Source organism: Corynebacterium diphtheriae (assembly GCF_001457455.1).
GTDB classification, from domain to species: Bacteria; Actinomycetota; Actinomycetes; order Mycobacteriales; family Mycobacteriaceae; genus Corynebacterium; species Corynebacterium diphtheriae.
On sequence record NZ_LN831026.1, the window covers coordinates 1,737,392 to 1,761,925 of the forward strand.

The following is a 24,534-nucleotide window of genomic DNA, read 5'->3' on the forward strand; positions in this document are numbered from 1 at the left end:
GTTAGCGACGGAACCTATTGCGGAGGCGACCGAAGAGGGAATCATCAGAATCGTCAGCAGTCCGGACTGACGATTCATCGCTACGGTGATCCCGAAGCTTATTCAGCAGCTCCTTGGATTTTTCATCAAGCTGGGTAGGGATGGATACGTCAACGTGAGCAATCATGTTGCCGAATCCTTCGCCACGTAGCTGAGGCATACCCTTGCCTTCGATAACGATGGTTTCTGCTGGCTGAACACCCGCAGGGATCTCAAAGTCAATGGCATCGCCAGACAACGACTCCACCGAGGTGGTCGCACCCAAGGCAGCGTCCACCATGGGCACGTGCACACTCATGTGCAGATCGTTGCCCTCACGCTGGAACACGGGGTGCTGCTGCATCATCACTTCGATGTACAAATCTCCTGCAGGTCCACCACCTGGGCCTACCTCGCCCTGACCAGCCATGCGAATACGCATGCCATCAGCGATACCTGCTGGAACGTTAACAATGAGGTCGCGCTGGGTGCGCACGCGGCCATCGCCACCGCACTTATCGCATGGATCTGGGATGACTTCACCCGTGCCTCGACAGGTTGGACATGGCGAGGACGTCATCACATTTCCAAGGAAGGAGCGCTGCATCTGCTGGATTTCACCACTACCGTTACAGGTACTGCACACGTTTGGCTTTGATTTGGATTTCGAGCCAGTGCCCTCACAGCGGTCACACAAGATAACTGTATCGATAGTGATGGGTTTCTTCGTGCCTAGGTAGGCTTCCTCTAGTGTCAGGGTGGTGCGCAGGAGGGCATCACTGCCTGGCTGAACACGCGATCGTGGGCCTCGGCTGCCGCCACCGCCGCCAAAGAATGCTTCAAAGATGTCGCCGAGTCCGCCACCTGCACCATAGCCAGCATCGCCGCCACCTTGGGCCATCGGATCGCCACCCATGTCGACGATACGGCGCTTTTCGGCGTCGAGAAGCACCTCTTGGGCAATGGAGATTTCGCTAAATTTTTCAGCGGCTTCTTCCGTATCGTTCACATCTGGGTGATACTTACGGGCCAATTTACGGTAGGCCTTTTTAATCTCATTATCAGTGGCGTCACGTTCGACGCCCAAGATTGCGTAATAATCACGTGCCACGGTGCGAAAAACTTCCCTCTCAATTGATCAGTGAAACAAACAATGTTATCGAGATTACGAGCAAAGACCTAACTTAGCCCCCGCTGAGCACTCGACTGACATAGTGTGCAACGGCGTAGACCTTGGACATTGTTCCCGAATAGTCCATAAAAGTGGGACCTACTACCCCTAGTCCACCGAGGGTTGCACCTTGTGCACCATAGCCGGTGGTGACAACCGAGGTGCCACGGAGCTGTTCGTCTTCGTTTTCTTCGCCAATGAGCACGCTCACATGCCCAAGGTCGCGCACGTTGGTAAGCAGTTTGAGCACCACGACTTGTTCTTCGAGCGCCTCCAACATGGCCGGAAGTGAGGACGGCATTTCTCGAGCAATGTGGGTGAGGTTGCTAGCCCCTGCCAATATGAGGCGATCATTGGGTTGTTCCACCAATGTTTCAATTAACACTGTGGCACAGCGCAGGATCATCGGCTGAATATCGGGATCGACCAGAATCTCCCCTGCTGCTAGCTCGGCAAGAGACGCTGAGGCGTCGCTGAGGGTTTTGTTGTCCAGTGCGCGGTTGAGAACATCGCGCATTTTTGCCACATGCTCCGGTTCGCAGATCTGGTCTACTTCTACGTTGCGTTGCTCTACCCTACCGTTATCGGTAATAAGCACGAGTAGAAGTCGAACTGGGCTCAGCAGTACGACCTCGCAGTGTTTTACGCGAGAAACGTTGAGGTTTGGTAACTGAATGACCGCTGCCTGGCGGGTGAGCTGACTCAACAACTGCACAGATCGTTTGAGTACGTCCTCAAGATCAACGCCTCGTTCCAGAAACCCCAAAATAGCCCGGCGCTCCGCAACGGAAAGCGGCTTGATGTCGTTGATGGAATCAACAAAGGTGCGATAAGCCTTTTCGGTGGGGATTCGCCCTGAACTTGCATGTTGCTGAACGATGTAGCCTTCTGATTCCAGCATGGCCATATCGTTGCGGATTGTCGCCGAGCTGACCTTGAGGTTGTGGCGTTCCAGCAGTGCTTTTGATCCCACAGGTTCTTGGGATGCGATGTAGTCGGCAACGATCGCACGCAGCACTTCTTGCCTACGCTGATCGGTAGCTCCAGCCATTGTCTCCCCTAAGGTCTCTGACGATTTACCCTATTTACCTTAGTAGGCGACCAAAATATCGGCGATGATCCCATCGATCAACAGGCGACCTTGCAGTGTGGAAGCAACGCGACCATCATAGATATGCAGGAGTTTTAAGCTCACGTACTTATCGATTACTGCGCGTTCTGCTTCTGTGAAACGGGTGAGTTCAAGTCCGTGGCGCAGGCGTAGCCCGAGCATGACTGATTCCTCATGCCGCTCAGTGTTATTCAGTAGCTCTTCTTCTTTAATTGGCAGCTGCCCTTGAGCAAGATGTTGTGCATACGTACTGGGGTGCTTCACGTTAAAGAAGCGTCGTGACGCTATGTGTGAGTGCGCGCCTGGGCCTGCACCCCACCAATCGCCGTCGAGCCAATAGCCGAGGTTGTGCTGGCATTCGCCTCCTAGCTTTGCCCAGTTGGATACCTCGTACCAGTCAAAACCGTGGGCACGCAGCGCGGTATCGATAAGCCCATAGCGATCGGCGTACACATCCTCATTCGGAAGAGGCAGCTGGCCTTTACGTACCTTTCGTGCCATGGCGGTGCCGTCTTCCACGATGAGTGAATATGCACTGATGTGATCGACACCGGTCTCTAATGCGCGATCCAAGGTAAGACGAACGTCGTCGTCAGTCTCGGTGGGCGTGCCGTAGATCATGTCGAGGTTTACGTGCAGGAACCCAGCGTTCATGGCTTCGCGGGCGGCGTCGAAGGCACGTCCTGGGGTGTGTTTTCGTTCCAATACGCGCAGCACGCTTGACGACGCCGACTGCATTCCCAAAGAAATGCGATTGTAACCGGCATCGAGCAGCGCCGAGAAGAACTCTGGGGAGGTTGTCTCTGGATTCGATTCAGTGGTGACTTCTGCGCCTGGTGCAATCCCGATGGTGTTACGCACAGCGCTGAGAACACGTGTTAGGCCACGAGCACCGAGCATCGATGGTGTGCCGCCGCCGATAAACACGGTGGTTGCAGGGCGTGTGGTTCCCGAGGCTGCGGCTAGCTCAAGTTCTTTTTCAAGCGCATCAAGGTAGCTTTCGGGAGATGCTGTTCCGCCGAGTTCACCAGGGGTGTAGGTATTAAAGTCGCAGTATCCGCAGCGTGAGGAACAAAACGGGACGTGGACATAAACTCCAAAACTATCCGACATATTTTCCTGAATCTTGGCGTTTAGCTGCTACTTTTGCCACGATTGCGTCGATCCGTGCGCGTTCGTTAAGAAAGCGCGGCGGGTGCGCACCGCGCATGGTGCGGGTAAAACCTGGGTGTTCTACGGCAACGACGTCGAGCCACGCTTGCGCAGCCGACAACACGATTTCCCCGACGCGGGCATAAAGCAGTGCAACGTTGACCGAGTTGAGGTCGCGGGCTGCTCGTTCGGTTTGTTGCAGTTCCCATTGCACGGCGTTATCAAGTACCGAGCACACCAGATCTGTGCGTGCTTCCAAGGCGAGTGAGAGTTCGCGAACGATCACTGGCGAGTTGCGGATGGGAAAGCGATCACGCAGGGAATCCGCAGTGACGACCACTGGCCGTATTACATCTTCTACTACTGGGTCGGAAATTCCTACTGTTCCTGATGCCAAACCTGAGGTGAGTGCTTGGCGAATTCCCACTAGTTCGTTGATCACTACTCGGGAATCATGACGGGCCTCGGCGATGATGTCTTTGAGCTCAGCTACGCAGTCTTCTACGAGTTCCGCATCCCAGTCGGCGATGGCTTCCCCGAGGTTTTCTATGTAGGTTGCTACTTCGTCGCCAATGTTGAAGATTTCTTGGGTCAGCTCACGGTGGCGATGAATAACCTGCATTCACTGACCCCTTTTCCCAGATGTGACGAAACTATGCACTACTACCAATGACGTGAGGGCATCACCGGCTACGAACCTGAACTGTAAACCAGTTGGTGCGTGTTTCGGTGATGCCCCGCCGTGAGTTGAAAAGGTTTCTTAGTCGCGCATGCGCTTCATGCCCAAAATCCAGAATCCGGCTCCGATAAAAAGCATGGCCAATGCCATCAGCCACTCTGCTGCGCTTAGACCAGTGTTGGCGAGCAGACCCGACTTGGACTTGTCCGCCTTCTTCTTATCTTTCTCGTTCTTCTTGTTTGTAGAGTCAGCTTTCTTCTTGGATGCCGACCCCGATGCCTTAGACACTGGAGCTCCGCTGAGTGGAGTAGCAGCCTTTAGAGGCTTATCGACGCTTCCCTCAGTGGCGTTGTTCGAGTCAACATCGAAGGTAATCGTGGTCCAATCTGTCGCATCCTTGTCATTGACTGCACGCATTTGGATCTTGTACGTACCAGCCTTGGTAAAGATCCAATCAAGGTGCGAATGGAATGGCCCATCGTTGTGGATGCGAGCAGGACCCGTGGAGTCTGCGATTCGCTCGGCAGCAGTTCCTAGGTTAGAGAATCGATGCGCATACCACTGTGCACCTTCAGGCTGACTTTCTGGCTTGATCTCAATGTCCATTCCCTTAGGGAAGGCATGAGCAATCTTGTTGGTGTCAAAGCCAGGCCAGATAGCCGAGTGATCCTCAGATAGCGGCAAGTGGTAGAAGGTATCACCTTGTTTGCCAATAAATTCCGTATCCTCAGTTAGCTCAACATCTTTACCAAGAGTGCGCTTCCGGTTCGGACCGACAACGAGTACCACCTTGCTGGGGTCGTGCACGTGGTGGCCGCTAGCATCGGTGTTGTCCGTCGTGCGCCCCGACTCGTCGCCAATGTAGAAACCAAGTTTGTCGTTGACAAACGCTGGTCCGAAATCAAGGTGGCCTGTCTCAATACGACGCAGACTTCCCTTTTCGTTATCAGAAGTTTCCTGGCTAGGCGAGGCTGGCTTAGCAAACAGTGGCTTTTTCGCTGCTGCGCCGTTCTTCTCGTTTTGGTTCTTCTTACTTTTCGCAGCATCACCAACGACGAAAGTAAGAACTTCAGGCTTTGTCTTCTTACCGCCGTCTTCAGTAACAGTTACTTCGATTTCATAGATACCAGGCTCAGTAAAACCCCACGACATGTGTTTGTGTGTGGAGCCTTCGGCTTTGAAAGATGCAGGCTTGGAGGAATCGGCGATAACCTTAAGTGGATTAACTTTATTTCCGCCAGTAAACGCCATCCATGCACCGTTTTTCGGCTTAGACTTAGTTTTAAAATCGAATGTGTAGTTCTTTCCTGTCTTGGCAAAAAGCTCCTCAGTGCTTAAACCAGGCCAAGGGTGTTTGCTCATAAAGCGACCATCTTCGGGAAGAATATATACTTTTCCCCCTTCATTGCCGAGTAGACCAGTGTCATTCTTGAGAGCAACCAAACGGTCTTCTTTTACAATGAAGCGAACATTCTTCGGTTCACGCCACGTAGCTTCTCTTGCTGCAATACCGCTTTCGTCCTTAAGCCGCAGCGTTAATTCGTTACCATCTTCACGGGGCGCAATATCCACGTGGCCATGAGTAATGTCAATAACAGTTAAGTCTTCGTCTGCGGACTCAGCTTGTGGTCTACCTGTTCCGGCATCCTTAGGATCAGTTAATTCAGGAAGTGAACCGACAAGAGAGCCATCATTGGTTCCGCCCAAACCGGCACGTTCAGATTCTTCGGCATCTGGAGTCTTCCCAACATTCTCAACATCTTGAGATGTTGAGGATGCTTTTTCGGGCCCTAAATCGGCTTTTTTAAACTCAGCAATACCACCTTCAGTATTTGCGATACCATCTTTCAGTTCAGCTACAAATCTAGCTTTTCCACCAGCAATCGTTCTCGAAGTTGGAATAATATCCAGTGCAAGAACATAATTTTCTTCTCCTTCACAATCATCAACGGAGTGCCGCGTGGTGCGATTACCGGGGAAACTGATGAAATTTGTCATACACGTAGGTTCTTGGGAAGACATAACATCGTTAATATCTTCGCCGGATTCGACCTCGTAGTACCCACCTTTTACCTGCACTACCAATGAATCATCTTCTGGTTGAACAGTTAGATCAGCAGCTTTAAATGTACTGGATTCATCATCTTCGTCCTCGTTTGCGATGAAGTCGTTCAAAGTAGATGAAACTTTTACCGTATTTCCAGTAGGAGTCTTCTCTTCAGCATCAAAATCAGGTGCTTCATCCTGTTCAAGGCTTCGTGGAAATTCGTCTTCTGATCGAGTTGTTGTCTGCACTTGATCATCGGTTTTAAAAGTGATAGGAGCAGATATCCAAGGCTTACTCTTAGCATCCTCGTTTGGTATATAGACGGCTTGGAAATCGGATTCCTCATCACCGATCATTTCGATCCATTCAGCTTTACCGTTTGTAACCGGAACTTCGGCCAAATAGAAGCCATCGATATAAAACACGGCATGCCCAGAATCTTCTTTGTTGCCAGTGTCCAATGACAGACGAGTCATATCCTTACTGGCCGTAAATTTATCGCCCTTATATGGTTCTATAGTGAAGGTACCTTTTGATTCTTCGCCGTAGTCAGCAGCAGCATCAAACGCTTTTTTCACATCACCCAAGCCATCTTTTCGAGGTTCAGTTCCGCCAACTTGCCAGACAAGTTTTTGTGGCTTGGATTCAATCAAGGTGCCATCTGTAGTACGAGCAGAAGCTCGATAAGTTACTTCGTACTGTCCTGGTTTGGTGTATGTAGTCTGATTGTGGGTATGGTTCCCCCTTTCTACCCATGTGGCTCGCAAGCCTTTTTCATGCGATGACCAAAAGCGTTCTACTGGATCAGTCGGATCACCGGTGCCACGGAACAGTTCCATTTTGCCTGGGCCCTTGAAATCAACAATTTCCATGTTGAAAGCACCATCGCGGAATTTCTCGGTAGGCAAATTAATATCCGCACCAAAGCCTGCCCAAATAGGAGTGCCCTTACCTCCCGCAGGATTTCCAGCGCCGTAAAGTCGAGTTCCTGGTTCCCCCAAAAACTTCAATCGCTCGTCATTAGGTACGCGGTAGACATACTCCCCTAGATCCTTCGCACCTTTACTTACCCAGTTAACTGTCTCCTCAATCGGAAGAACGTCACCGCTCTTTGATTTGAGAGTGAAGTTGTTTTCTTTCTTATCCCAGAATGCATTAGGTGAATCCACATGTACTTTGGTGCGGACGGTGAGATTGTCATTGGGGCCAGCGAGTGCTGGTACGGGGGCAACGAGGGATATGGTTGCGAGCACTGCAAAGGCGCGACGGCGGATGAGGGATGACACCGGATTCCTTATTGATTTAGATGTGTAATTTGTACACAAATTTACTCTATTGGAATCCGATGTCAATTAGCGGGGTTAGTGCCCGTAGAGGGCGTCGATAGCGTCTGCGTATCGACGTGCCACAACGTTGCGCTTCACCTTCATCGTTGGAGTGAGCTCGTTTGCTTCCTCCGACAAATCGCGATCCAGAATGTAGAATTTCTTGATCGCTTCGGCATGCGAAACAGTCGAGTTTGCCAAGTTAATAGCATCTTGGATTTCGGCTCGAAGTACTGGGTCAGAAGACAGATCCCGCACTGTTTTTCCTTCAGGAATGTTGCGGTTGAGCTTCCAACGCTTGAGCATGTCTTCATCGAGTGTGATCAGCAATCCGATAAATGGTTTGCCGTCGCCTACCACCATCGCTTGGCTGATCAGTGGGTGCGAACGCAAAGAATCTTCCAGCGGCCCAGGCGAAACGTTCTTTCCGCCTGCTGTCACGATGAGGTCTTTCTTTCGTCCAGTGATCACTAGGTGCCCCGACTCGAGGATTTCACCTAGGTCGCCGGTATTGAACCAGCCGTCATGCATGCTTTCGGCAGTGGCTTCCTCGTTCTTCCAGTAACCGTCGAAGACGATGTTGCCCTTGACTAGGATCTCGCCGTCGTCGTTAATGCGAATCGAAGTACCACCGACTGGTGGGCCGACGGTGCCGATTTCTTGGTTGCTAAAGTCCACGGCCGCTGCTGCTGTGGTTTCGGTCAAACCGTAGCCTTCGTAGACAGGTACGCCGAGTCCGCGGAAGAAGTGCATAAGGTCTGGGCTGATTGCCGATCCGCCGGAGATGCAATAGCGCACGGCGTTGCCCATGGCCTCACGAATCTTGCGGTAGACCAGTTTGTCGAATGCCTTGTGTTTGAGTTGCAGCGCACGGCTTGGTCCCTCGGAGGTATCCAGTGCACGCGAGTAATCTTGTGCAACTTTTTCTGCTTCGAGGAAGAGCTTGCCTTTGATGGGGCTAGCTGCCATGGCGTTTGCGGCTGCACCATTGCGCACCTTTTCAAATACGCGTGGCACACCCAGGATCAGGTTGGGGCGGGCACGCTGGAATTCCACTGAAATGGTTGAGAAGTCAGACCAGTGAGATTGCGTTGCACCGCCGATCGCAACGGCTAGCGACACTGCGCGAGCGAGCACGTGCGCAAGCGGCAGGAAGGTGAGCACACGGTTGCCTGGAACGGCAATGGCACCAATGTCGTTAGTTAGAAGCCCACGTACCTGCGATAACCAGTTGTAGTGTGTCAGGCAGCAGCCCTTGGGGCGACCAGTAGTGCCCGAGGTGTACACCAAGGAAGCCAGATCGCTTGACGACGTGTTGGCAATGCGTTCCTCCACGACGGAATCAGGCACATCGCGTCCTTCGAATTTCAAAGTCGAAATTGCAGAGGAGTTGATTTCTACGATGCGTCGTAGCTGCGAGGGGGATCCCTTGAGCGGCGGGTGGCCGTCGTCGCCAAGCACGAGGTTCTTCATTAGCTCGGAGTGCTCTCGCGTCTCGGTGATTGCAAACACTGCACCGGAGTCTTCAATAATCCACTCAACTTGGCGTAGCGAGGAAGATCCATAAATTGGCACGGAAACTGCGCCGGCTGCCCAAATGGCAAAATCAAGCAACGACCATTCATAGCGTGTCTCCGAGAGCAACGCCACGCGATCGCCTTGTTCCACACCGGACTGGATCAGCCCTTTTGCCACCTCAAAGACCTCTTCAACGAACTCTTGTGATGTGACATTTATCCACTCATAATTTTTGGGACGAGTAAACATCACACCAAAAGGACGCGCTTTAGCGGTGTCCAACATGGCGGTCAAACAGGTCTCATTTGGGCCGATAGTGTATTTAGCCTCTGCGGTTACTTCTTGCACCGATGATTCTCCTTGTACGACTGCTATCGCCAACAAATGTAGTCGGTTTAGCCGAAAACCGTTTGAGACAGGCGGTTAATGGCAGAATAGTTAACTGTGAGTTACTCAGATTTGTTACGCGAGCTGGCCGCTGCCCACGCAATCTCTTCGTCGTACTCCGGTTTCGGTGGAGCACACGTGGAAGTTTCGGATGACACGCTGGTCAAGACCCTGCGATCCCTCGGAGTTTGCTTCGGAAATGAAGACGAACCCACCACCGACCACGAGCCTTTAACTGGGCCTATGCCTAGCGAGGATCAAATCCGCTACGCCCTACAACAGCGTTACGACGCCGAAGCAACCCGCCCCCTCCCCCGATGTGTGGTTGCCGTCGAAGGCGATCCCTACGTGTTCAACGTCCATGTTCACGACGGTGCTCCCGCCGACATCACCATCACTTTGGAAGATGGTTCAACCGCAGAGGTTACCCAGGTTGAAAACTGGGCCCCACCCCGTGAAGTTGATGGCATTACTTGGGGTGAAGCTTCCTTCCAGCTGCCGTCCGACCTTCCACTGGGCTGGCACACCATCACCTTGACCTCCGACACGCTAACGTCAAGCTGTTTCCTCATCGTGACCCCAGCGCGTCTATCTACCGCCGACAAGTATGCAGAGCACCCTGTCAGCGGTGTTATGGCGCAGCTGTACTCTGCTCGTAGTAAGAATTCTTGGGGCATGGGTGACTTCAATGACCTCGGCCTGCTGGCTGAGACGCTTGCTCCTCAGGCTGACTATCTGTTGATTAACCCTCTGCACGCTGCTGAGCCGATGCCACCAGTTGAGGATTCCCCATACTTGCCTACTACGCGGCGTTTTATCAACCCAATTTATATCCGCATCGAAGATATCCCTGAGCACTTGCTTCTCGACGATGACCTACAGAATGATGTCGCCGAACTTGCGGAAGAGTTCACAGCACTTAATCTCACCCCTAAAAAGATTGAGCGCAATCCAATTTTTGATGCCAAGTTGCAGGTTCTGCACGCGGTATTCAATGTAGAGCGCGAACCTGCACGTGAACAGGACTTCCAGGACTTCATCGCCACCGAAGGCCAAGGCCTACGCGACTTCGCTTCGTGGTGTGCCGACCAAGAACTAGCAGTTTTGGAGAGCTCCGCAACACATGCCGCTCTTCCGGAAAAAGAATCTCTTATCCAGTTCTACATGTGGCAGCAATGGATCTGCGATCAACAGCTTGGTGCTGCTCAAACCCGCGCAACCGACGCTGGAATGAGCATCGGTATCATCGCCGATCTCGCCGTGGGCATTCACCCTGCGGGTGCCGATGCACTTTCGCTTGCCGACACCCTAGCCGCCCGCGCTTCGGTAGGTGCGCCACCAGATAGCTACAACCACCAAGGCCAAGACTGGTCTCAGCCACCATGGCACCCAGACCGCTTGGCAGAGTCCGGCTATATCCCATGGCGTGACCTGCTGCGCACGGTGCTGCGCCACGCCGGTGGTGTCCGTGTAGACCACATTCTTGGTCTTTTCCGCTTGTTCTGGATTCCACGTACGCAGTCTCCACAAACGGGTACTTACGTCAACTACGATCACAACGCACTTGTGGGCGTACTTGCTCTTGAGGCAGAGCGTGCAGGCGCAGTGGTTATCGGTGAAGACCTCGGTACCTTCGAGCCATGGGTTCAAGACTTCCTTGCGTCCCGAGGCATCATGGGTACTTCAGTGCTGTGGTTCGAAAGTTCCCCAGAAGGTGGCCCTCGCAAGCAGCACGAGTACCGTCAGTTGGCGCTGACCTCGGTAACCACCCATGATCTGCCACCGACAGCGGGCTATCTTGCTGGCGAGCACATTGCGTTGCGTGAGGAACTCGGAATTTTGACCACCGATGTAGCAACTGAGTATGCCGAGGATTTGAACTGGCAGGCAGATATCCTCAACGTGGTCCGTAACTCGGGCGCATTTGAGTCCATCGTTCCTGCAGATTTCCACGGTGTAGATCGTGCTGACCGCGGCAGCTCCGTCGAATTGCTTTCCGCACTTCACCGCTTCTTGGCTGGTACGCCATCAGCACTGTCCTGTACCGCATTGGTGGATCTGGTAGCCGATAAGCGTGCGCAGAACCAGCCGGGTACTACTTCGGATCAGTACCCGAACTGGTGTATTCCGCTATGCGACGAGTCCGGCACTCCAGTCCTTATCGAGGACTTGGCCGAAAACCCCGTCTATCAAGCGGTAACAAAGGCGTCGACTCGCCTACATTAGGCTTAAAAGCCACGCGACTACGACGAGGATAATCAGGAGATACAGGGCCTGCGTCACCCGCGATTGAGGATATTTCCTCTTTCGTTTCGGGAGGCGTTGGTCCTGTTTTCTTAGCTCCTCTGGATTAGCCATGGTTTCCTGCTTTCCTACTCGTCAGTGTGCTTCATTACTTTAGCCTCTGCCCACCGTTTTGCGCGCAGTAGCCTTGCACCAAGGACGTCGATAAGCCTTAACCAGCCGAGTGCCAGCGCCGCGCACAACGGCACGGCCACGATCAGCACCACAGGGGTTTGAATCCACAATGGTGCTGTGGTGAGTATCTGGCTGGGGGTGTCAAAGATGGACATCACATGGCTCCCGATAGGCCCCTGCGACGTAGCAGTGGTGCGACATCTTTTTCGCGACCACGAAGTGATTCATAGGCCTCAGTGAAGTCGTCGGCACCACCGCGTGAAAGTACAAGATCACGGAATCGTTGTCCGGCAACGCGGGGGTCTGGTTGTTCCTTGAACCAGTCAAATCCATCCGCATCAAGCGCTTCGGCCCAAAGATACGAGTAGTACCCAGCAGAGTATCCACCTGCGAAAATGTGATTAAAGTAGGTGGACTTGTAGCGAGGTTGTACGCCTTCGATTCCGGCGTCTTCGAGTGCACGACGTTCAAATTCTTCTATGTCTGAGGCCGACAACTTTTGAGCTTGTGCGCTGGTCAACGAATGCCACGCGAGATCAATGATCGCCGCAGCAAGGTATTCAGTTGTGGCGAATCCTTGACCAAACTGGCGTGCTTCTTCAATAGCGTCAACCACATGTGCAGGAAGATTCGGCGCATAGTTACGCAATACTTCTGGCTCAAACGCCCAGTTTTCGTTGATCTGCGATGGGAACTCCACGTAGTCGCGTGGCACGTTTGTGCCAGAAAACGTTGGGTAACGCACTTGGGACAGCAAACCATGAAGCGCGTGGCCGAACTCGTGGAATACAGTGGTCAGCGAATCAATACTGAGCAGTGCATCCGAACCATCGGTTGGTGCCGTCAACCCCATAACGTTGACCACAACAGGCTTTGTACCCAACAACTCCGATTGATCGACAAAGCTACTCATCCAAGCACCACCGCGTTTCGACGGCCGCCCGTAGTAATCAGTCAGCAATAGCCCGATACCACGGCCGTCTTCTTCCTTAACTTCCCACACATCGACACCAGGGGCGTAGCCTTCCAGATCTGGGCGCGGCTCCACAGTAATACCGTAGAGGCGATGTGCGGCGAAGAATACTCCGTCGACAAGCACTTTCTTCAACGGGAAATGCTGTGATAGTTCTTCCTCGTTGAGCGCATAATCGCGCAGACGTACGTGAGATTCCCAGTACGGCCAATCTGCAGGATTGATCTCTTCTCCTGCAGCCTCCGACAGCAGCTTCTTTTCCGCCAGCGCATTTGCGGTCGCCGCGGGTGCCAAATCGTAAAGAAGCTTTCGCGCAGCTTCGGCGCTTCCAGCCGTTTCTTCAGAAATCACATAGTCCGCGTGGGTTGGGTATCCCAACAATTCGGCCCGCTCGGCCCGTAGCTGCACCACTTCCACGAGCACCTCAGGGTTAGTTTCGGCGCCTCGACGTTGCGACGCCTCATATACCCGCTGCCGAGACTGCGGATTCTCTAGCGAGCTCTGTTCGCCTTGGACCGTCGGCAGCTCTAGCGGAAGCACATAGCCGTCGCGTCCCAATGCTTTCGCATCAGCGGCAGCCGACTCAATGCGAGCATCACTTAGCCCCGCGAGCTCCTCTTTCGAGGAAAAACCCACAGCTAATTTCTGCGTGGACTCTAATAAATTACGGCCAAACATATCCGAGAGCACCGACAACCGCGCATTTATTTCTTTCAAACGTGCAACGTCTTCTAGGCCAGCACCGTGGCGAGTAAATGTCCTGATAATGTGCTCATGCAAGCGCTGCGACTCTGAATCCGCTGGTGGCGTGCACTTCTTAATTCTTTCGAACAGCTCAGCGTTGAGATACATCTCATCCGAATGCTGCGCAAGCCGTGGGGCGATCTCAGCAGCAATCTCATCCATTTCTGCACTGGAATCCGTGCCATGCAAGTTAAAAAAGACTGCCGCCACTCGTTCCAAATCGCGACCACTTCGCTCGAGCTCCTCGACCGTATTTTCCCACGTGGCAGGTTCTGGATTGTTCGCAATCGCAGCAATTTCCGCACTGTGACGTACAAGTGCCTCAGTAAAAGCTGGGAGATAATGCTCTACTCGAATTTCCGCAAATGGCGGTAATTGGTACGGCAAGGTGGAAGGTTGAAGCAAAGGATTAGTCATAAAGTGCAATCGTACTAAAGTTAACGCCATGTCCGAGCAGATCACCATGGGACCGTACACCGGAACCGTCCACGGCAACGCAGCGCGTTTCGACGCCGTCGCCTACGCCACCTTGCCCTCCGAGTACTCCGCAGCAGTTCGCTGTTTTACCCCCACCCAAGGTGACTATCACAATAATTACCGGACTGAGCTCCATGCGACAATCACCGCACCTAAAGCAGCTCATCGCTACGCCGATTACCCCGTGATCGTTTATATCCACGGTGGCGCCTATTTCGAAGGTTCCCGCGATGATATTTCGGGACTGACCTTTGCCGAAGACAAAGTCGTGGTGGTCAGCATTGACTACCGCCTCGGAATCCAAGGCTTTACCCCCTTTGCCGCGGAGGAACCCCACCATTATCGTGGCATCGACGATTGCGCAGTGGCGCTGACATGGGTCCAAGAAAATATCGAAACCTTTGGTGGCGACCCCACAAATGTCACGGTCATGGGCAATAGTGCCGGTGGCGGAATCGCGCTATGGCTTGCGCGCCGCGATCACTACACAGGGCTGTTTCGCCGTCTATGGGTATCTTCCCCAGCGTTCCCTCGCGGCGGCGATCGCCGAAGCGCTACCCGCTGGGCGTTGTCTGCGCCAGTTACTCAAACAGGACTCGAGCGCTTGCCACGCAGAAAAGTAGTCCGTGCTGAAACCTCACTACGCCGGCGTTACTTCACCGACCTCGCTTTTGGCCCGCACCCCTTTAACGCGAAAGAACTGGTCACACTGCCTACAGTGGTCACCTACACTACCGACGAATGCGCCGACTTTGTCGGGGTGAAAAAACTCCAGGCCTCGCGTTGGTCCAAGTACATACGAAAGTACCTAGCCAAAGGGCTCGACGCGTTGCCTAAATATATCGAGCAGCTTCCCGACGACACCTACTTCGCACAGCTCACCTCGGATTCTATGATCCGACGCTGGGTTGAACACGTTGCTGCAGCACGAAATCCATGGGTAATTGAATTCGCAGGAGAACCAGCACTGCACTGCGAGGACCTTCCTGAAATTTTCGGCACGGGCAAAGTTCACGACATAGCAGTGATCTTTGCCCGTGGGTACGACCCGCTTTGGCAACCTTATGGGCAACGTCGCAGTGTTATGTGTATGCGTCTCGACGGTTCCCAAGACCACATCATCACTGATCCATTAGCCCATGTTCGCACAGGTTTTATGAAGTCGTAAGTGCTGTACGAAGTGATTCATGTTGCAATTGCTCTACCATCCATGGGCTAAACGCAAACGGCGCAGAATGCACTGCATGTATAAGCTTACTTGGTTCAACCCACACTAGTGAGTCCACCTCTTCAGCTTCAGGCATGAGAGTATCGTCAGTCACCTCTGCAGTGAATACTGGGCAGATTTCCCACTCCACAATGCCGCGTGAATCCACAGCGCGATAACTAAAATCGGGCAAGACACACGCGATGTTGACTAATTTGTCCTGCGAAATCCCAATCTCGTGAGGTACCCTGCGGGCAACCGCTTGCTCAGGGGTTTCCCCCGGCATAAGATGCCCGCAAGCAGAATTAGTCCATACTCCTGGCCATGTCTTTTTGCTCAGTGCTCGCCGAGTAATGAGCAGATCACCTTTGTTGTTTCGCACATAACAAGAAAAAGCGAAATGCAAAGGAGTATCCGTAGTATGCACTTCACTTTTCACAGCAGTGCCGGACGGCTTGCCGAATTCATCGGCAAGCACAACCAGTTCAACGTCATTCATAACAGATAACCTTAACGGTTATCCGCGCACCCAGCTTCCGATGACGCCAGGAACCACGGCGGGAGACTCTCCTAACAGCGCCGCAATGTTGTTGTCTTCCTCAACACTGCTGGTCACGCTCTTAGTTTTTCCTCACTTCTTTGAACCAGCTGCCCCCATCGGGGCACCCATCATCGGAGACATACGTGCACTATGAGCAGACTGCGTGCCACCAGCACCGAGCGAAGCAGAACGCGACACACCTGACTGCGGCGACGCACCCGATTGCGCAATACTGGAACCACCTATCTTAGGGGTACCGTTTAGACCAGTATTGTGGAGTTTAGAGTTAGCACTTGGATGCGTTGCCATCGCTGTTGCTCGCGGTCCAATCGGAGTAACGCCCAACCCAGTAGCAGAACTGGGGTGTGTGGATACCCGCTGCGCGGATGCAGGTGCACCAAACGTACCCGCTGATGCAGGCATGCTTGAATGAGCACTGTTGAGCGGAGCTTTTATCGGATTCAAACCAGAAGATCCTCCAGCGCTCGGTTGGAAATCAGGGCTTGTCCAACCAGCCTGCTGTGTTGACAAGCTAAAAGGATCAATCGACTGACCGGCTCTACTATTGACCGCAGCAAAGTCGCCTAAGTTATCAGGATGTTGCCCCATTGTTGCAGGTTGCAAAGTAGCACCAGACGCTGAGCTAAGCGCCGCATGAGAAAATTTTCCGTTACCCGCGATAGTTTCCATACCCGTTGCAATGCTTTGCCCCGAATTACCGCCGGTAGAACGCATTGTTACTAAGTTCCGGATCGTTGGAACGCTTTGTCCAACATCTGACTGGATCGCTGATTGCAGCCGCGAAAGAAACTCTTCTTCAAGAACCTTGCGCTCCATCGGATCCTCAATTTTGCTTAGCGCTTGTTGCGCCGACAACACATCCGACATTCGCATAGTTTTTAGTTGCGACATCAAACCGACATGGTTAGCCATAGTGGAGGCATTAGCCGCGAAGGATTCCGCATTCGCTGCAATCTCACCGATTCTTTCCACCGCCTTATCAAAGACAGCTCCATGATTATGCTCTCCGACTTCAGCTGCCACATTGCGCAAATCCTGGGAAGTTTCAGTTGCCATCTCGGACAAAGACTTCCAGGTCGCGACAGCCTCTTCAACCTCCGAATCATTTGTCGACGCAAACGCAGCCGCAAGCTCATCGATTGACGAAGCCTTCTGTACCACCGGCTGAGGGAAAGAGAAATCCTCATAGACAACATCCGGACGATTGGGGAAAACTACTTCTTCCCCGCCGACATTGCCACCCTCATCAGCAATATCCATCCCCCTAGAAACAAAATTATTTTGCGATGAAAATGCCAATCGACTCGAATTTAGTGCCTCTTTCAGCCAGTTAACCTGCTCAGTCAACTGCTGCATGGTCTTCATCGCTGAGCCAATCCCACCCTTTATGACAGCACCGTGACTTGCACCAAGTTGATCAAAACCAGAAATACTGGAGTAATGGCCGTCTAGGGTTGTTTTAGTCGCTGATTTAGCTCCTAAAGCCGTTATATCAAGGATTTCTCCTAGTGCTCCGACATTAGTTTTTAGTATCGATTGGTCAATTTGCACCAACATTTATTCCCCCTTTTTATTATTTACATCAAATAAAATCTGGTTTGCCTCTATACAAAACTCTTCGGCCGTCTTTTCAGTGACTAACGAACTTGCAGAAACAGCTAAACGACCGGTTGGTGTCGCAATGGCCGCTTCACAGTCAGCTTTAAACATTCCGTGAATTCGTTCGTACGAGTATGAGCCAAGCACTTCCACTGGAAATTTCTCATCTATAAATCGCACATTAGGAGCAATTCCCTCAACCGTACGAGTATCTGTCGATATCACATAATATCCGTCAATTGTTGTCTTCCCAGGCCTGACAAATGCACAATCCAATGTGAACGGTTTATTTTTGTCGTACTCAATTGGATCCTTAGTACGAACCAATCCCATTTCAGCAAAATCTTCCGCACTGAGCACCTCGCAGGGATTGAAGAAAGTTGCTTCAGCAGACTCAGGACTCAACGAGGTTGAGGTCCTTTGAGCCGAGCTCGAAGGCGAACTCCCTTCGCACCCTGCGAGGGCCAGCGTGGCCAGCAGCGCGAAAAGCACCGCTGGTTTCGAGTGCGACTGTGCATGTTTTCCTCGGATGAGGTGGCGCATGAGGTTATATCCCCCTTGATTTAGAAAACTCATGACGGGCTCCGTCCCTGTCTTAGCCGTGGAGGCCGGAGGCGTACCCACAAATGGAAATTGAACGGCACGCCTGCCACCGTTTCCTCAACCTGTGAAGGAAACAACTTGCAGTCGCACTCACAATGTTTAGACGTTGTGAGACCAAAACTAGGTTCCCATCCATCTTTCGTCTAACCCCAAAATGAGCAAAACCCAAGGTCAGTAGAATATGGGCCACCCCCGCTAAAATGGCACATCGTCACATGAATTTTTACGCATACGCAGCTTGCGACGACGAATCCTATCCACAACTCTTTGCGCAAAAGTTTGGCCAAATAATCTGTCCGCGGAAAATATCCCCTCCGGAAGTGTTACTACTTTCGTACCATCTTCAAGGATCCACGATATCGATGCATCTCCGCTTATTTCACAATCGACAGCCTTAGAGGTTTTCAGATTATGATGCCTTCGACACAAACATTGAGCATTTCGAGCAGTAGTCTTTCCTCCTAGCCCGTACTCTTCAACATGGTCTATGTCGCAGTTAACAGCACGGATCGAGCATCCTGGAAACCTGCAGACACCGTCGCGAGCTTGGATATACGCACGCATCGATGGAGTGAAGCTATATCCACGTGTTTCCACATTTTCGACCCCTTCTAGAGATCGTCGTGAAGCATTGGGAAATACAAGATCAACTGACTTTCTACTCAACCTATACCCGTCAGCTGTCATGAGTTCGCCAAAATTATCCCCTTTATAGAGGTTGATAGTTAAAGATTTTCCCTCTTGAGTAGCCATCAATAACAAAGCTGAAGAATCGTCACATTCATGTGCTTTTGCCAACCGCATTAACTGATCTCGAAATATGGAAGCAGTTGCATTATCTACAACCGCATTAATTCCCGTTTTTCCGTTTCCAGCATCATAAAAATCTATCGCTAATTCTTGGGGTGAGTCCACTTCCTCTACAGCATCTTCCACCCTGACCAATAAGTCGACAATAAATTTCTTAATCACTTTTGGTCCAGGCATTTTTTGATTATCACGCTTGGGAGTTAAGAACCTTGCTAAAGGTGCATCAATTTCCTCAATTACTTCTTTTTCAACTCCCGACAATGCCTGCGCGATAACCATCAAACGCGTGATGTCTAAATGCCACATTTTTAACTGCAATTCATGCACTTTGGATAGCTCCAACAGCATGGAGAAGGCGTCGATACGCCGTGACACATATCCCTCAGACTTTCCCAGCCTCGCACCAATGGAAGCACAATATGAGAGCACGTCTTCATCACCGCCAGGCAATAGACGAACCCAGCGCAAATATTCGAATTTCTGCAGTCTACATTCATCTATACATAACGGATCATCTGGATCGCAGTTTCGAAAAAATGCCATTTCCTCTCCTCAATGGCCTAATTATCTTAATTTTCCCCCCTTGGACACTTTTATCTTACCCCCTCACCGCAAGCCTTACAAGCATCATTCGCAATTTTTTTCGAACTGTGCTAGTGTCACAAAAAGAGACCCGCTAGGGGTCTCCGATAATTAGAGCTCTAGAAACTTAGGGGGCTGCTCTAAATGTTGCTTAGATTTCCTTCAAAAATGCAATTTCCCAAGACTAACTTGGCATCGCTCAAACTGCCGTATCCAGTATCAAAGGCGAATTGGAGATTTGTAGTTGCACCGGGCCCTAAAGGAAGATCTAGGTCAACGGTGCCGGCTTCAACCCGTGATGCCTCTGTACCGTTAATGGTGAGGACAGGATCATCAAAAGCATCGGCGGGGATAGCTACGTCATTCAAATTTTTCATTCGAACATATATGACCGCCCCAGAGCCTTCGTTGTTGTAACCAGTTCCCTGAATCTGCCACTCAACATTCAATCCGGGGTCTTTTTCGGGGGCGTTAATAAATTCGACTTTGACAGGGCTAACGTTTTTCTCTTTAAACTCAGCCGCCGACTCGGAAGTCGTCGTCACCGCCACGTTAGGGGTGTCTGATTTATCAGAACTACAAGCTACTAGTGCTGTTACAGAGGCGAATAGCACTACCCCTACTGTAAAACGTGTAAGTGAAACGGGCATGATCATTAATTTCCTCATCGGTAATGAAATCGGACTTCGCTCAATTTTACGCAACAGCTATGTGTGGCACCATTAGGAATTGCTGACTTCTCAACTATCGAAAGCGATGGACTCAACTGTGCGATCTATAGCAAAGATCTTACGTAGTGCTTCGGCTCTATGGCCGTTTTACGTCGGCGTGGTGCTTTCTGCAATCACGGTAGCCGTTTTAGCACTGATCACTCCCTTTATCATTAAAGATGCAACCGACACCATCGTAGAAGCCGTCAATGGCAATATGTCGATTGATAACGCAACAAAAAGGGTCATCTGGCTATCTTTAGGTCTCTTGGTCGCACAGCTTGCGAACACAATATTAAACAACATAGGCGGTTACGTCGGTGACGTGCTAGCAGCTAAGCTCCGTCAAGTTCTCTCAACACGGTATTTCGCCCAACTCCTAGGAATGCCGCAACGGTATTTTGATGACCAAGTTACCGGAACGATTATCGCCCGCTTAGACCGCTCGATCACTTCGATCACGCAGGCACTTCAAGCAATGGCCAATAACTTTTTCCCGATGCTGATATCTGTCGCCGCGGTTTTGGGAATTGCTGCAACCTATTACTGGCCTTTGGCGGTTCTTCTAGCAACAATCATTCCTATTTATATGTGGCTTACTTCCCTAACGAGTAAGAAATGGCAAGTCATAGAGGAGAAAAAGAACGAGCAAATTGATTTAGCCGGAGGTCGATTTGCTGAGGTTGTAAGCCAAGTCAAGGTCGTCAAGAGCTTCGTGTCAGAAACCAGAGAACTACGTTCCTTTGGTGAGCACTACGAAGAAACAGTAACCTTCACCCGCCAGCAATCTCGATTCTGGCACTTCATGGACACGCTGCGCACCGGCAGCATGAATCTCGTATTCTTTGCTATCTACCTGGTACTTTTCTATCGCACTCTTCACGGTTATTTCACTTTGGGCGATATGGTCCTCCTTATTCAGTTGGTCAATATGGCGCGCACACCAATGACAATGATGAGCTGGATGGTCGACACAACTCAACGAGCTATTACCGGTTCGAAAGATTACTTCGAAGTAATGGAACAACAGCTTGAGCCAACAGTTAATCCAGAGATTTCTGCGGCTACAGCCACCACAGGTCTTCCCGAACTCAACACTGCTCCTACTGAGCCACTTGTGCCCGCAACAGAACAACCCGCTTTCGACTTCCGCAATGTTTCATTTGCTTATAACGAAGGCGAAGAAGTACTTCACAATGTGTCATTCCACGCAAATATTGGGCAAAAAATCGCCTTGGTAGGAGAATCAGGCGGTGGCAAATCTACACTAGTTAATTTGCTACTAGGTCTTTATAAGCCAACCCACGGCGCACTCAATGTATGCGGTCAACACGCGTCCGAGATTTCAGCAGAAGATCTAAGGGCAACCGTCGGAGTGGTGTTCCAAGAATCCAATTTGTTCTCTGGCACCGTACGGGAAAACATCGCATACGCACGCCCAGATGCATCCTTGGAGGAAGTCATCGCCGTCGCCAAGCGGGCGAATGCTCACGACTTCATCGTGAACTTCCCACAGGGATACGACACCCTGATCGGCGAACGTGGTTTGCGGCTATCTGGCGGGCAAAAACAACGTGTTTCAGTTGCCCGTGCAATGCTCAAAGACGCACCGATTCTTGTACTCGACGAAGCAACATCAGCGCTTGACACAAAATCTGAGCTCGCGGTACAAGCCGGCCTAGAAGAACTCATGCGAGGGCGCACAACGCTTATCATTGCCCACCGTCTTTCAACGATCGCGGATGTCGACACAATTATCACATTGAAAAACGGTGCAGTCGATGAAATCGGTTCGCCACAAGAACTCGCACATTCAGGGGGAATTTACGCGGAACTCCTTAAACTGACTGCCAACGCCTCCGATGACAGTAAAGAACAACTCAAACGCTTTGGGTTCCATTCATGAGCGAAGAAAGGCTAACCGATGCAATTCCCATCAATTGAAGATCTCCGCGCTCGCAACACCATGAAATGGACACGGTATGGACAAGATGTCCTACCACTGTGGGTAGCAGAATCCGATTTTTCTACTTGTCCCGCCGTACTCCAAGCCATAACTGACGCAGTTCAAAGAGAAGCCTTCGGATATCCACCCGATGGCTCCCTACTTTCGCAAGCAACCGCAGAATTCTATGCAGATCGCTACGGCTACCAAGCACGCCCCGAATGGATATTTCCCATCCCTGACGTCGTACGCGGACTCTATATAGCGATCGATCATTTCACCCCTGCACAATCCAAGGTGATAGTTCCGACCCCCGCCTATCCGCCATTTTTTCATCTACTCTCCGCCACCCAACGCGAAGGCATATTTATCGATGCCACTGGAGGCATCGACCTACACGACGTAGAAAAAGGTTTCCAAGCTGGTGCACGTTCCATTCTGCTGTGCAACCCATATAACCCACTCGGAATGGTTTTCGCCCCTGAATGGCTCAACGAACTCTGCGACCTTGCACACCGCTACGATGCTCGCGTACTTGTAGACGAAATCCACGCACCCTTAGTTTTCGACGGGCAGCACACCGTCGCCGCGGGAGTATCCGACACAGCAGCGTCCGTGTGCATTACGATTACGGCACCATCCAAAGCATGGAACATTGCCGGCCTCAAATGTGCCCAAATCATATTCAGCAACCCCTCCGATGCTGAGCATTGGCAGCAACTCAGTCCAGTGATTAAAGATGGTGCTTCTACGCTCGGCCTCATCGCAGCAGAAGCCGCATACCGATACGGCACAGATTTTCTTAATCAAGAAGTGGCCTATCTCAAGAACAACCATGATTTCTTGCTCCATGAGATTCCGAAAAGAATCCCAGGGGCCAAGATCACCCCAATGCAAGCTACCTACTTGATGTGGATCGACTTCAGAGATACCACCATTGAAGGATCACCATCAGAATTCTTTATTGAAAAAGCCAAGGTAGCAATGAATGATGGTGCATGGTTCGGCGAAGATGGCACAGGGTTTTGTCGCCTCAACTTTGCCACCTCCCGAGAGGTTCTAGAAGAGGCAATCGACCGCATGGCAAAGGCCGTGTCCCATCACACATAACCCCCGAATCTCACCTTATGGGAACTTAGTGTTATATTGTGGGAAAGCTTTAACCCGTATTTGAAAGTTTGTGAATAACCATGGCCTCTCCCACCTCTGAGAAGAAGCTGTCCGGTGGCGCAATCATCGCCACCGCACTCATGCTGTTCTCCATGTTCTTTGGCGCCGGAAACCTGATTTTCCCACCAGTGCTTGGCGCTAACTCTGGAGAAAACTTCACCCCCGCTATTATCGGATTCCTCCTCGGCGGTGTCGCGTTGCCAGCAATCACCATTGTTGCCATGACGCTGTCCGGAAACGACATCCGTGATCTCGGATCCCGCGCCGGCTCATGGTTCAATCTCTCTTTTGCAATCATCGCATACCTGTCCATCGGTGCGTTCTACGCTATCCCACGTACCGGCGCCGTCAGTTACTCCACAGTCATCCAACCAGTGATGTCGGAGCCATCCACAGCAGCATCAGTAGGATTCAACGCTCTGTTCTTCGCCGTGGCGTTACTGTTGTCGCTTAACCCAACGGGAATCGTCGATAAGCTGGGCAAAATCCTTACCCCAGCACTGCTCATCCTGTTGGTCATCTTGGTCACCTTGGCAGTATTCAAACTCAATGGCACCGCAGCACCTGCCACCGATTCCTATCGCGAGGCTCCGCTCACCAGCGGCCTGCTCGAAGGCTATATGACCATGGACTCCATCGCGGCACTGGTCTTCGGCATCTTAGTGATCTCGTCTCTGCGCTACCAAGGCGGCAACAACGAGCGCCAAGTCATTGGTGCAGCCGTCAAGGCATCACTGATCGCCGCAGGTCTGCTGGGCATTATCTACCTCGGCTTAGGCTACATGGGCCACATCATTCCGAACGGTCAAGGTTTTGCAGATGGCGCGGCATTGCTTTCCTCAGCATCACAGCAGACCATGGGTACCCCAGGCCAAGTCATTTTCGGCCTGATCGTCTTACTCGCATGCATGACCACAGCAGTCGGCTTGCTGGCGTCGACAAGCGAATTCTTCAACCGCCTCATCCCAGGTATTTCCTACAAGGGCTGGCTGTTCATCTTCGCACTCATATCCTTCGCGGTCGGCAGCTTGGGCCTAGCCAAGGTCCTCGCAGTGGCAGCGCCTGTCATCACCTTCATCTACCCCATCGCGATCACCCTCGTCGCCATCACAGTGATCGAAATGCTTGTTAAGAACCTGAACCTGTTCTGGGGCTTTCGCCTTCCTGCATGGACTGTTACGCTGTGGTCTGCAATTACAGTTATCGCAAGCGATACCCTTGCATGGGCCCCATTCCATGACATCAGCCTCTCGTGGATCTGGCCCGCTTTGATCGGCTTCGTTCTCGGTCTGAGCATTGATAAGGCCCTCGCTTACAAGAGTTAGG

The 24,534-nt window shown here is 51.7% G+C and carries 17 protein-coding genes and 1 pseudogene; 5 read left to right on the plus strand and 13 right to left on the minus strand.

Annotation, left to right across the window (positions count from 1 at the left end; translation table 11 throughout):
* Position 1: 1 nt before the first annotated feature.
* From dnaJ to AT687_RS08385, 6 genes are all read right to left on the minus strand, one after another.
* Complete coding sequence (dnaJ, locus tag AT687_RS08360) at positions 2-1,129, minus strand: molecular chaperone DnaJ (RefSeq protein WP_014319228.1); 1,128 nt, start codon at positions 1,127-1,129, stop codon at positions 2-4.
* Between the two features lie 73 nt (positions 1,130-1,202).
* Positions 1,203-2,240 (minus strand): heat-inducible transcriptional repressor HrcA, encoded by a 1,038-nt coding sequence (gene hrcA / locus AT687_RS08365; RefSeq protein WP_014310683.1) that lies wholly within the window; start codon positions 2,238-2,240, stop codon positions 1,203-1,205.
* Between the two features lie 39 nt (positions 2,241-2,279).
* Positions 2,280-3,413 (minus strand): radical SAM family heme chaperone HemW, encoded by a 1,134-nt coding sequence (gene hemW, locus AT687_RS08370; protein WP_014319229.1) that lies wholly within the window; start codon positions 3,411-3,413, stop codon positions 2,280-2,282.
* A complete protein-coding gene (locus AT687_RS08375; RefSeq protein ID WP_003852345.1) occupies positions 3,403-4,074 on the minus strand; it encodes a hypothetical protein in 672 nt (223 codons plus the stop codon). The genes hemW and AT687_RS08375 overlap by 11 nt, the downstream gene beginning before the upstream one ends.
* 138 nt (positions 4,075-4,212) lie before the next feature.
* Positions 4,213-7,464 carry a TIGR03773 family transporter-associated surface protein gene (locus AT687_RS08380; protein ID WP_014319230.1) on the minus strand — a complete coding sequence of 1,084 codons (3,252 nt, stop codon included), beginning with the start codon at positions 7,462-7,464 and terminating at the stop codon, positions 4,213-4,215.
* A 75-nt stretch (positions 7,465-7,539) separates the two neighbouring features.
* On the minus strand, positions 7,540-9,369 hold the full coding sequence (locus AT687_RS08385; RefSeq protein WP_014319231.1) for an AMP-dependent synthetase/ligase: 1,830 nt from the start codon (positions 9,367-9,369) through the stop codon (positions 7,540-7,542).
* Between the two features lie 96 nt (positions 9,370-9,465).
* Here AT687_RS08385 and malQ point away from each other — a divergent pair, with 96 nt between their 5' ends.
* Entirely contained in the window at positions 9,466-11,634 is a 2,169-nt protein-coding gene (gene malQ, locus AT687_RS08390) for a 4-alpha-glucanotransferase (RefSeq protein ID WP_014319232.1), read from the plus strand.
* 146 nt (positions 11,635-11,780) lie between these two features.
* On the opposite strand, the gene AT687_RS08395 is transcribed toward malQ, so the two are convergent.
* Positions 11,781-11,981 carry a hypothetical protein gene (locus AT687_RS08395; RefSeq protein ID WP_003852353.1) on the minus strand — a complete coding sequence of 67 codons (201 nt, stop codon included), beginning with the start codon at positions 11,979-11,981 and terminating at the stop codon, positions 11,781-11,783.
* The gene (locus AT687_RS08400; protein ID WP_014319233.1) at positions 11,981-13,990 is read right to left on the minus strand and encodes a M3 family metallopeptidase; all 2,010 of its coding nucleotides are present in this window, start codon (positions 13,988-13,990) and stop codon (positions 11,981-11,983) included. The genes AT687_RS08395 and AT687_RS08400 overlap by 1 nt, the downstream gene beginning before the upstream one ends.
* On the opposite strand from AT687_RS08400, the gene AT687_RS08405 reads away from it, so the two are divergent.
* Positions 13,989-15,188 carry an alpha/beta fold hydrolase gene (locus tag AT687_RS08405; RefSeq protein WP_014319234.1) on the plus strand — a complete coding sequence of 400 codons (1,200 nt, stop codon included), beginning with the start codon at positions 13,989-13,991 and terminating at the stop codon, positions 15,186-15,188. The two genes, AT687_RS08400 and AT687_RS08405, sit on opposite strands and share 2 nt — an antisense overlap.
* On the opposite strand, the gene idi is transcribed toward AT687_RS08405, so the two are convergent.
* From idi to AT687_RS08430, 5 genes and pseudogenes are all read right to left on the minus strand, one after another.
* Positions 15,175-15,726 carry an isopentenyl-diphosphate Delta-isomerase gene (gene idi / locus AT687_RS08410; protein WP_003852358.1) on the minus strand — a complete coding sequence of 184 codons (552 nt, stop codon included), beginning with the start codon at positions 15,724-15,726 and terminating at the stop codon, positions 15,175-15,177. The two genes, AT687_RS08405 and idi, sit on opposite strands and share 14 nt — an antisense overlap.
* A gap of 18 nt (positions 15,727-15,744) precedes the next feature.
* Positions 15,745-17,346, minus strand: a pseudogene (locus AT687_RS08415) (hypothetical protein).
* Entirely contained in the window at positions 17,347-17,931 is a 585-nt protein-coding gene (locus AT687_RS08420) for a DUF3558 family protein (RefSeq protein WP_041740539.1), read from the minus strand. It abuts the pseudogene before it with no gap.
* Positions 17,932-18,186: 255 nt separating this feature from the next.
* The gene (locus AT687_RS08425) at positions 18,187-19,344 is read right to left on the minus strand and encodes an HNH endonuclease signature motif containing protein (protein WP_014319237.1); all 1,158 of its coding nucleotides are present in this window, start codon (positions 19,342-19,344) and stop codon (positions 18,187-18,189) included.
* Between the two features lie 179 nt (positions 19,345-19,523).
* Positions 19,524-20,039, minus strand: coding sequence for a hypothetical protein (locus AT687_RS08430; protein ID WP_014307155.1), 516 nt, complete (start codon positions 20,037-20,039; stop codon positions 19,524-19,526).
* A 100-nt stretch (positions 20,040-20,139) separates the two neighbouring features.
* Between AT687_RS08430 and AT687_RS08435 the strand changes: the two genes are divergently transcribed.
* The 3 genes from AT687_RS08435 to brnQ all read left to right on the plus strand — a co-directional run bounded on the left by AT687_RS08435 (position 20,140) and on the right by brnQ (position 24,533).
* Positions 20,140-21,999: an ABC transporter ATP-binding protein gene (locus tag AT687_RS08435; protein WP_014302197.1), complete on the plus strand. Its 1,860-nt coding sequence runs from the start codon at positions 20,140-20,142 to the stop codon at positions 21,997-21,999.
* Between the two features lie 18 nt (positions 22,000-22,017).
* Positions 22,018-23,148, plus strand: a complete 1,131-nt coding sequence (locus tag AT687_RS08440) for a MalY/PatB family protein (protein WP_014319238.1) — start codon at positions 22,018-22,020, stop codon at positions 23,146-23,148.
* An 80-nt stretch (positions 23,149-23,228) separates the two neighbouring features.
* On the plus strand, positions 23,229-24,533 hold the full coding sequence (gene brnQ / locus AT687_RS08445; protein WP_010935293.1) for a branched-chain amino acid transport system II carrier protein: 1,305 nt from the start codon (positions 23,229-23,231) through the stop codon (positions 24,531-24,533).
* The last annotated feature ends 1 nt before the right edge of the window (position 24,534 follow it).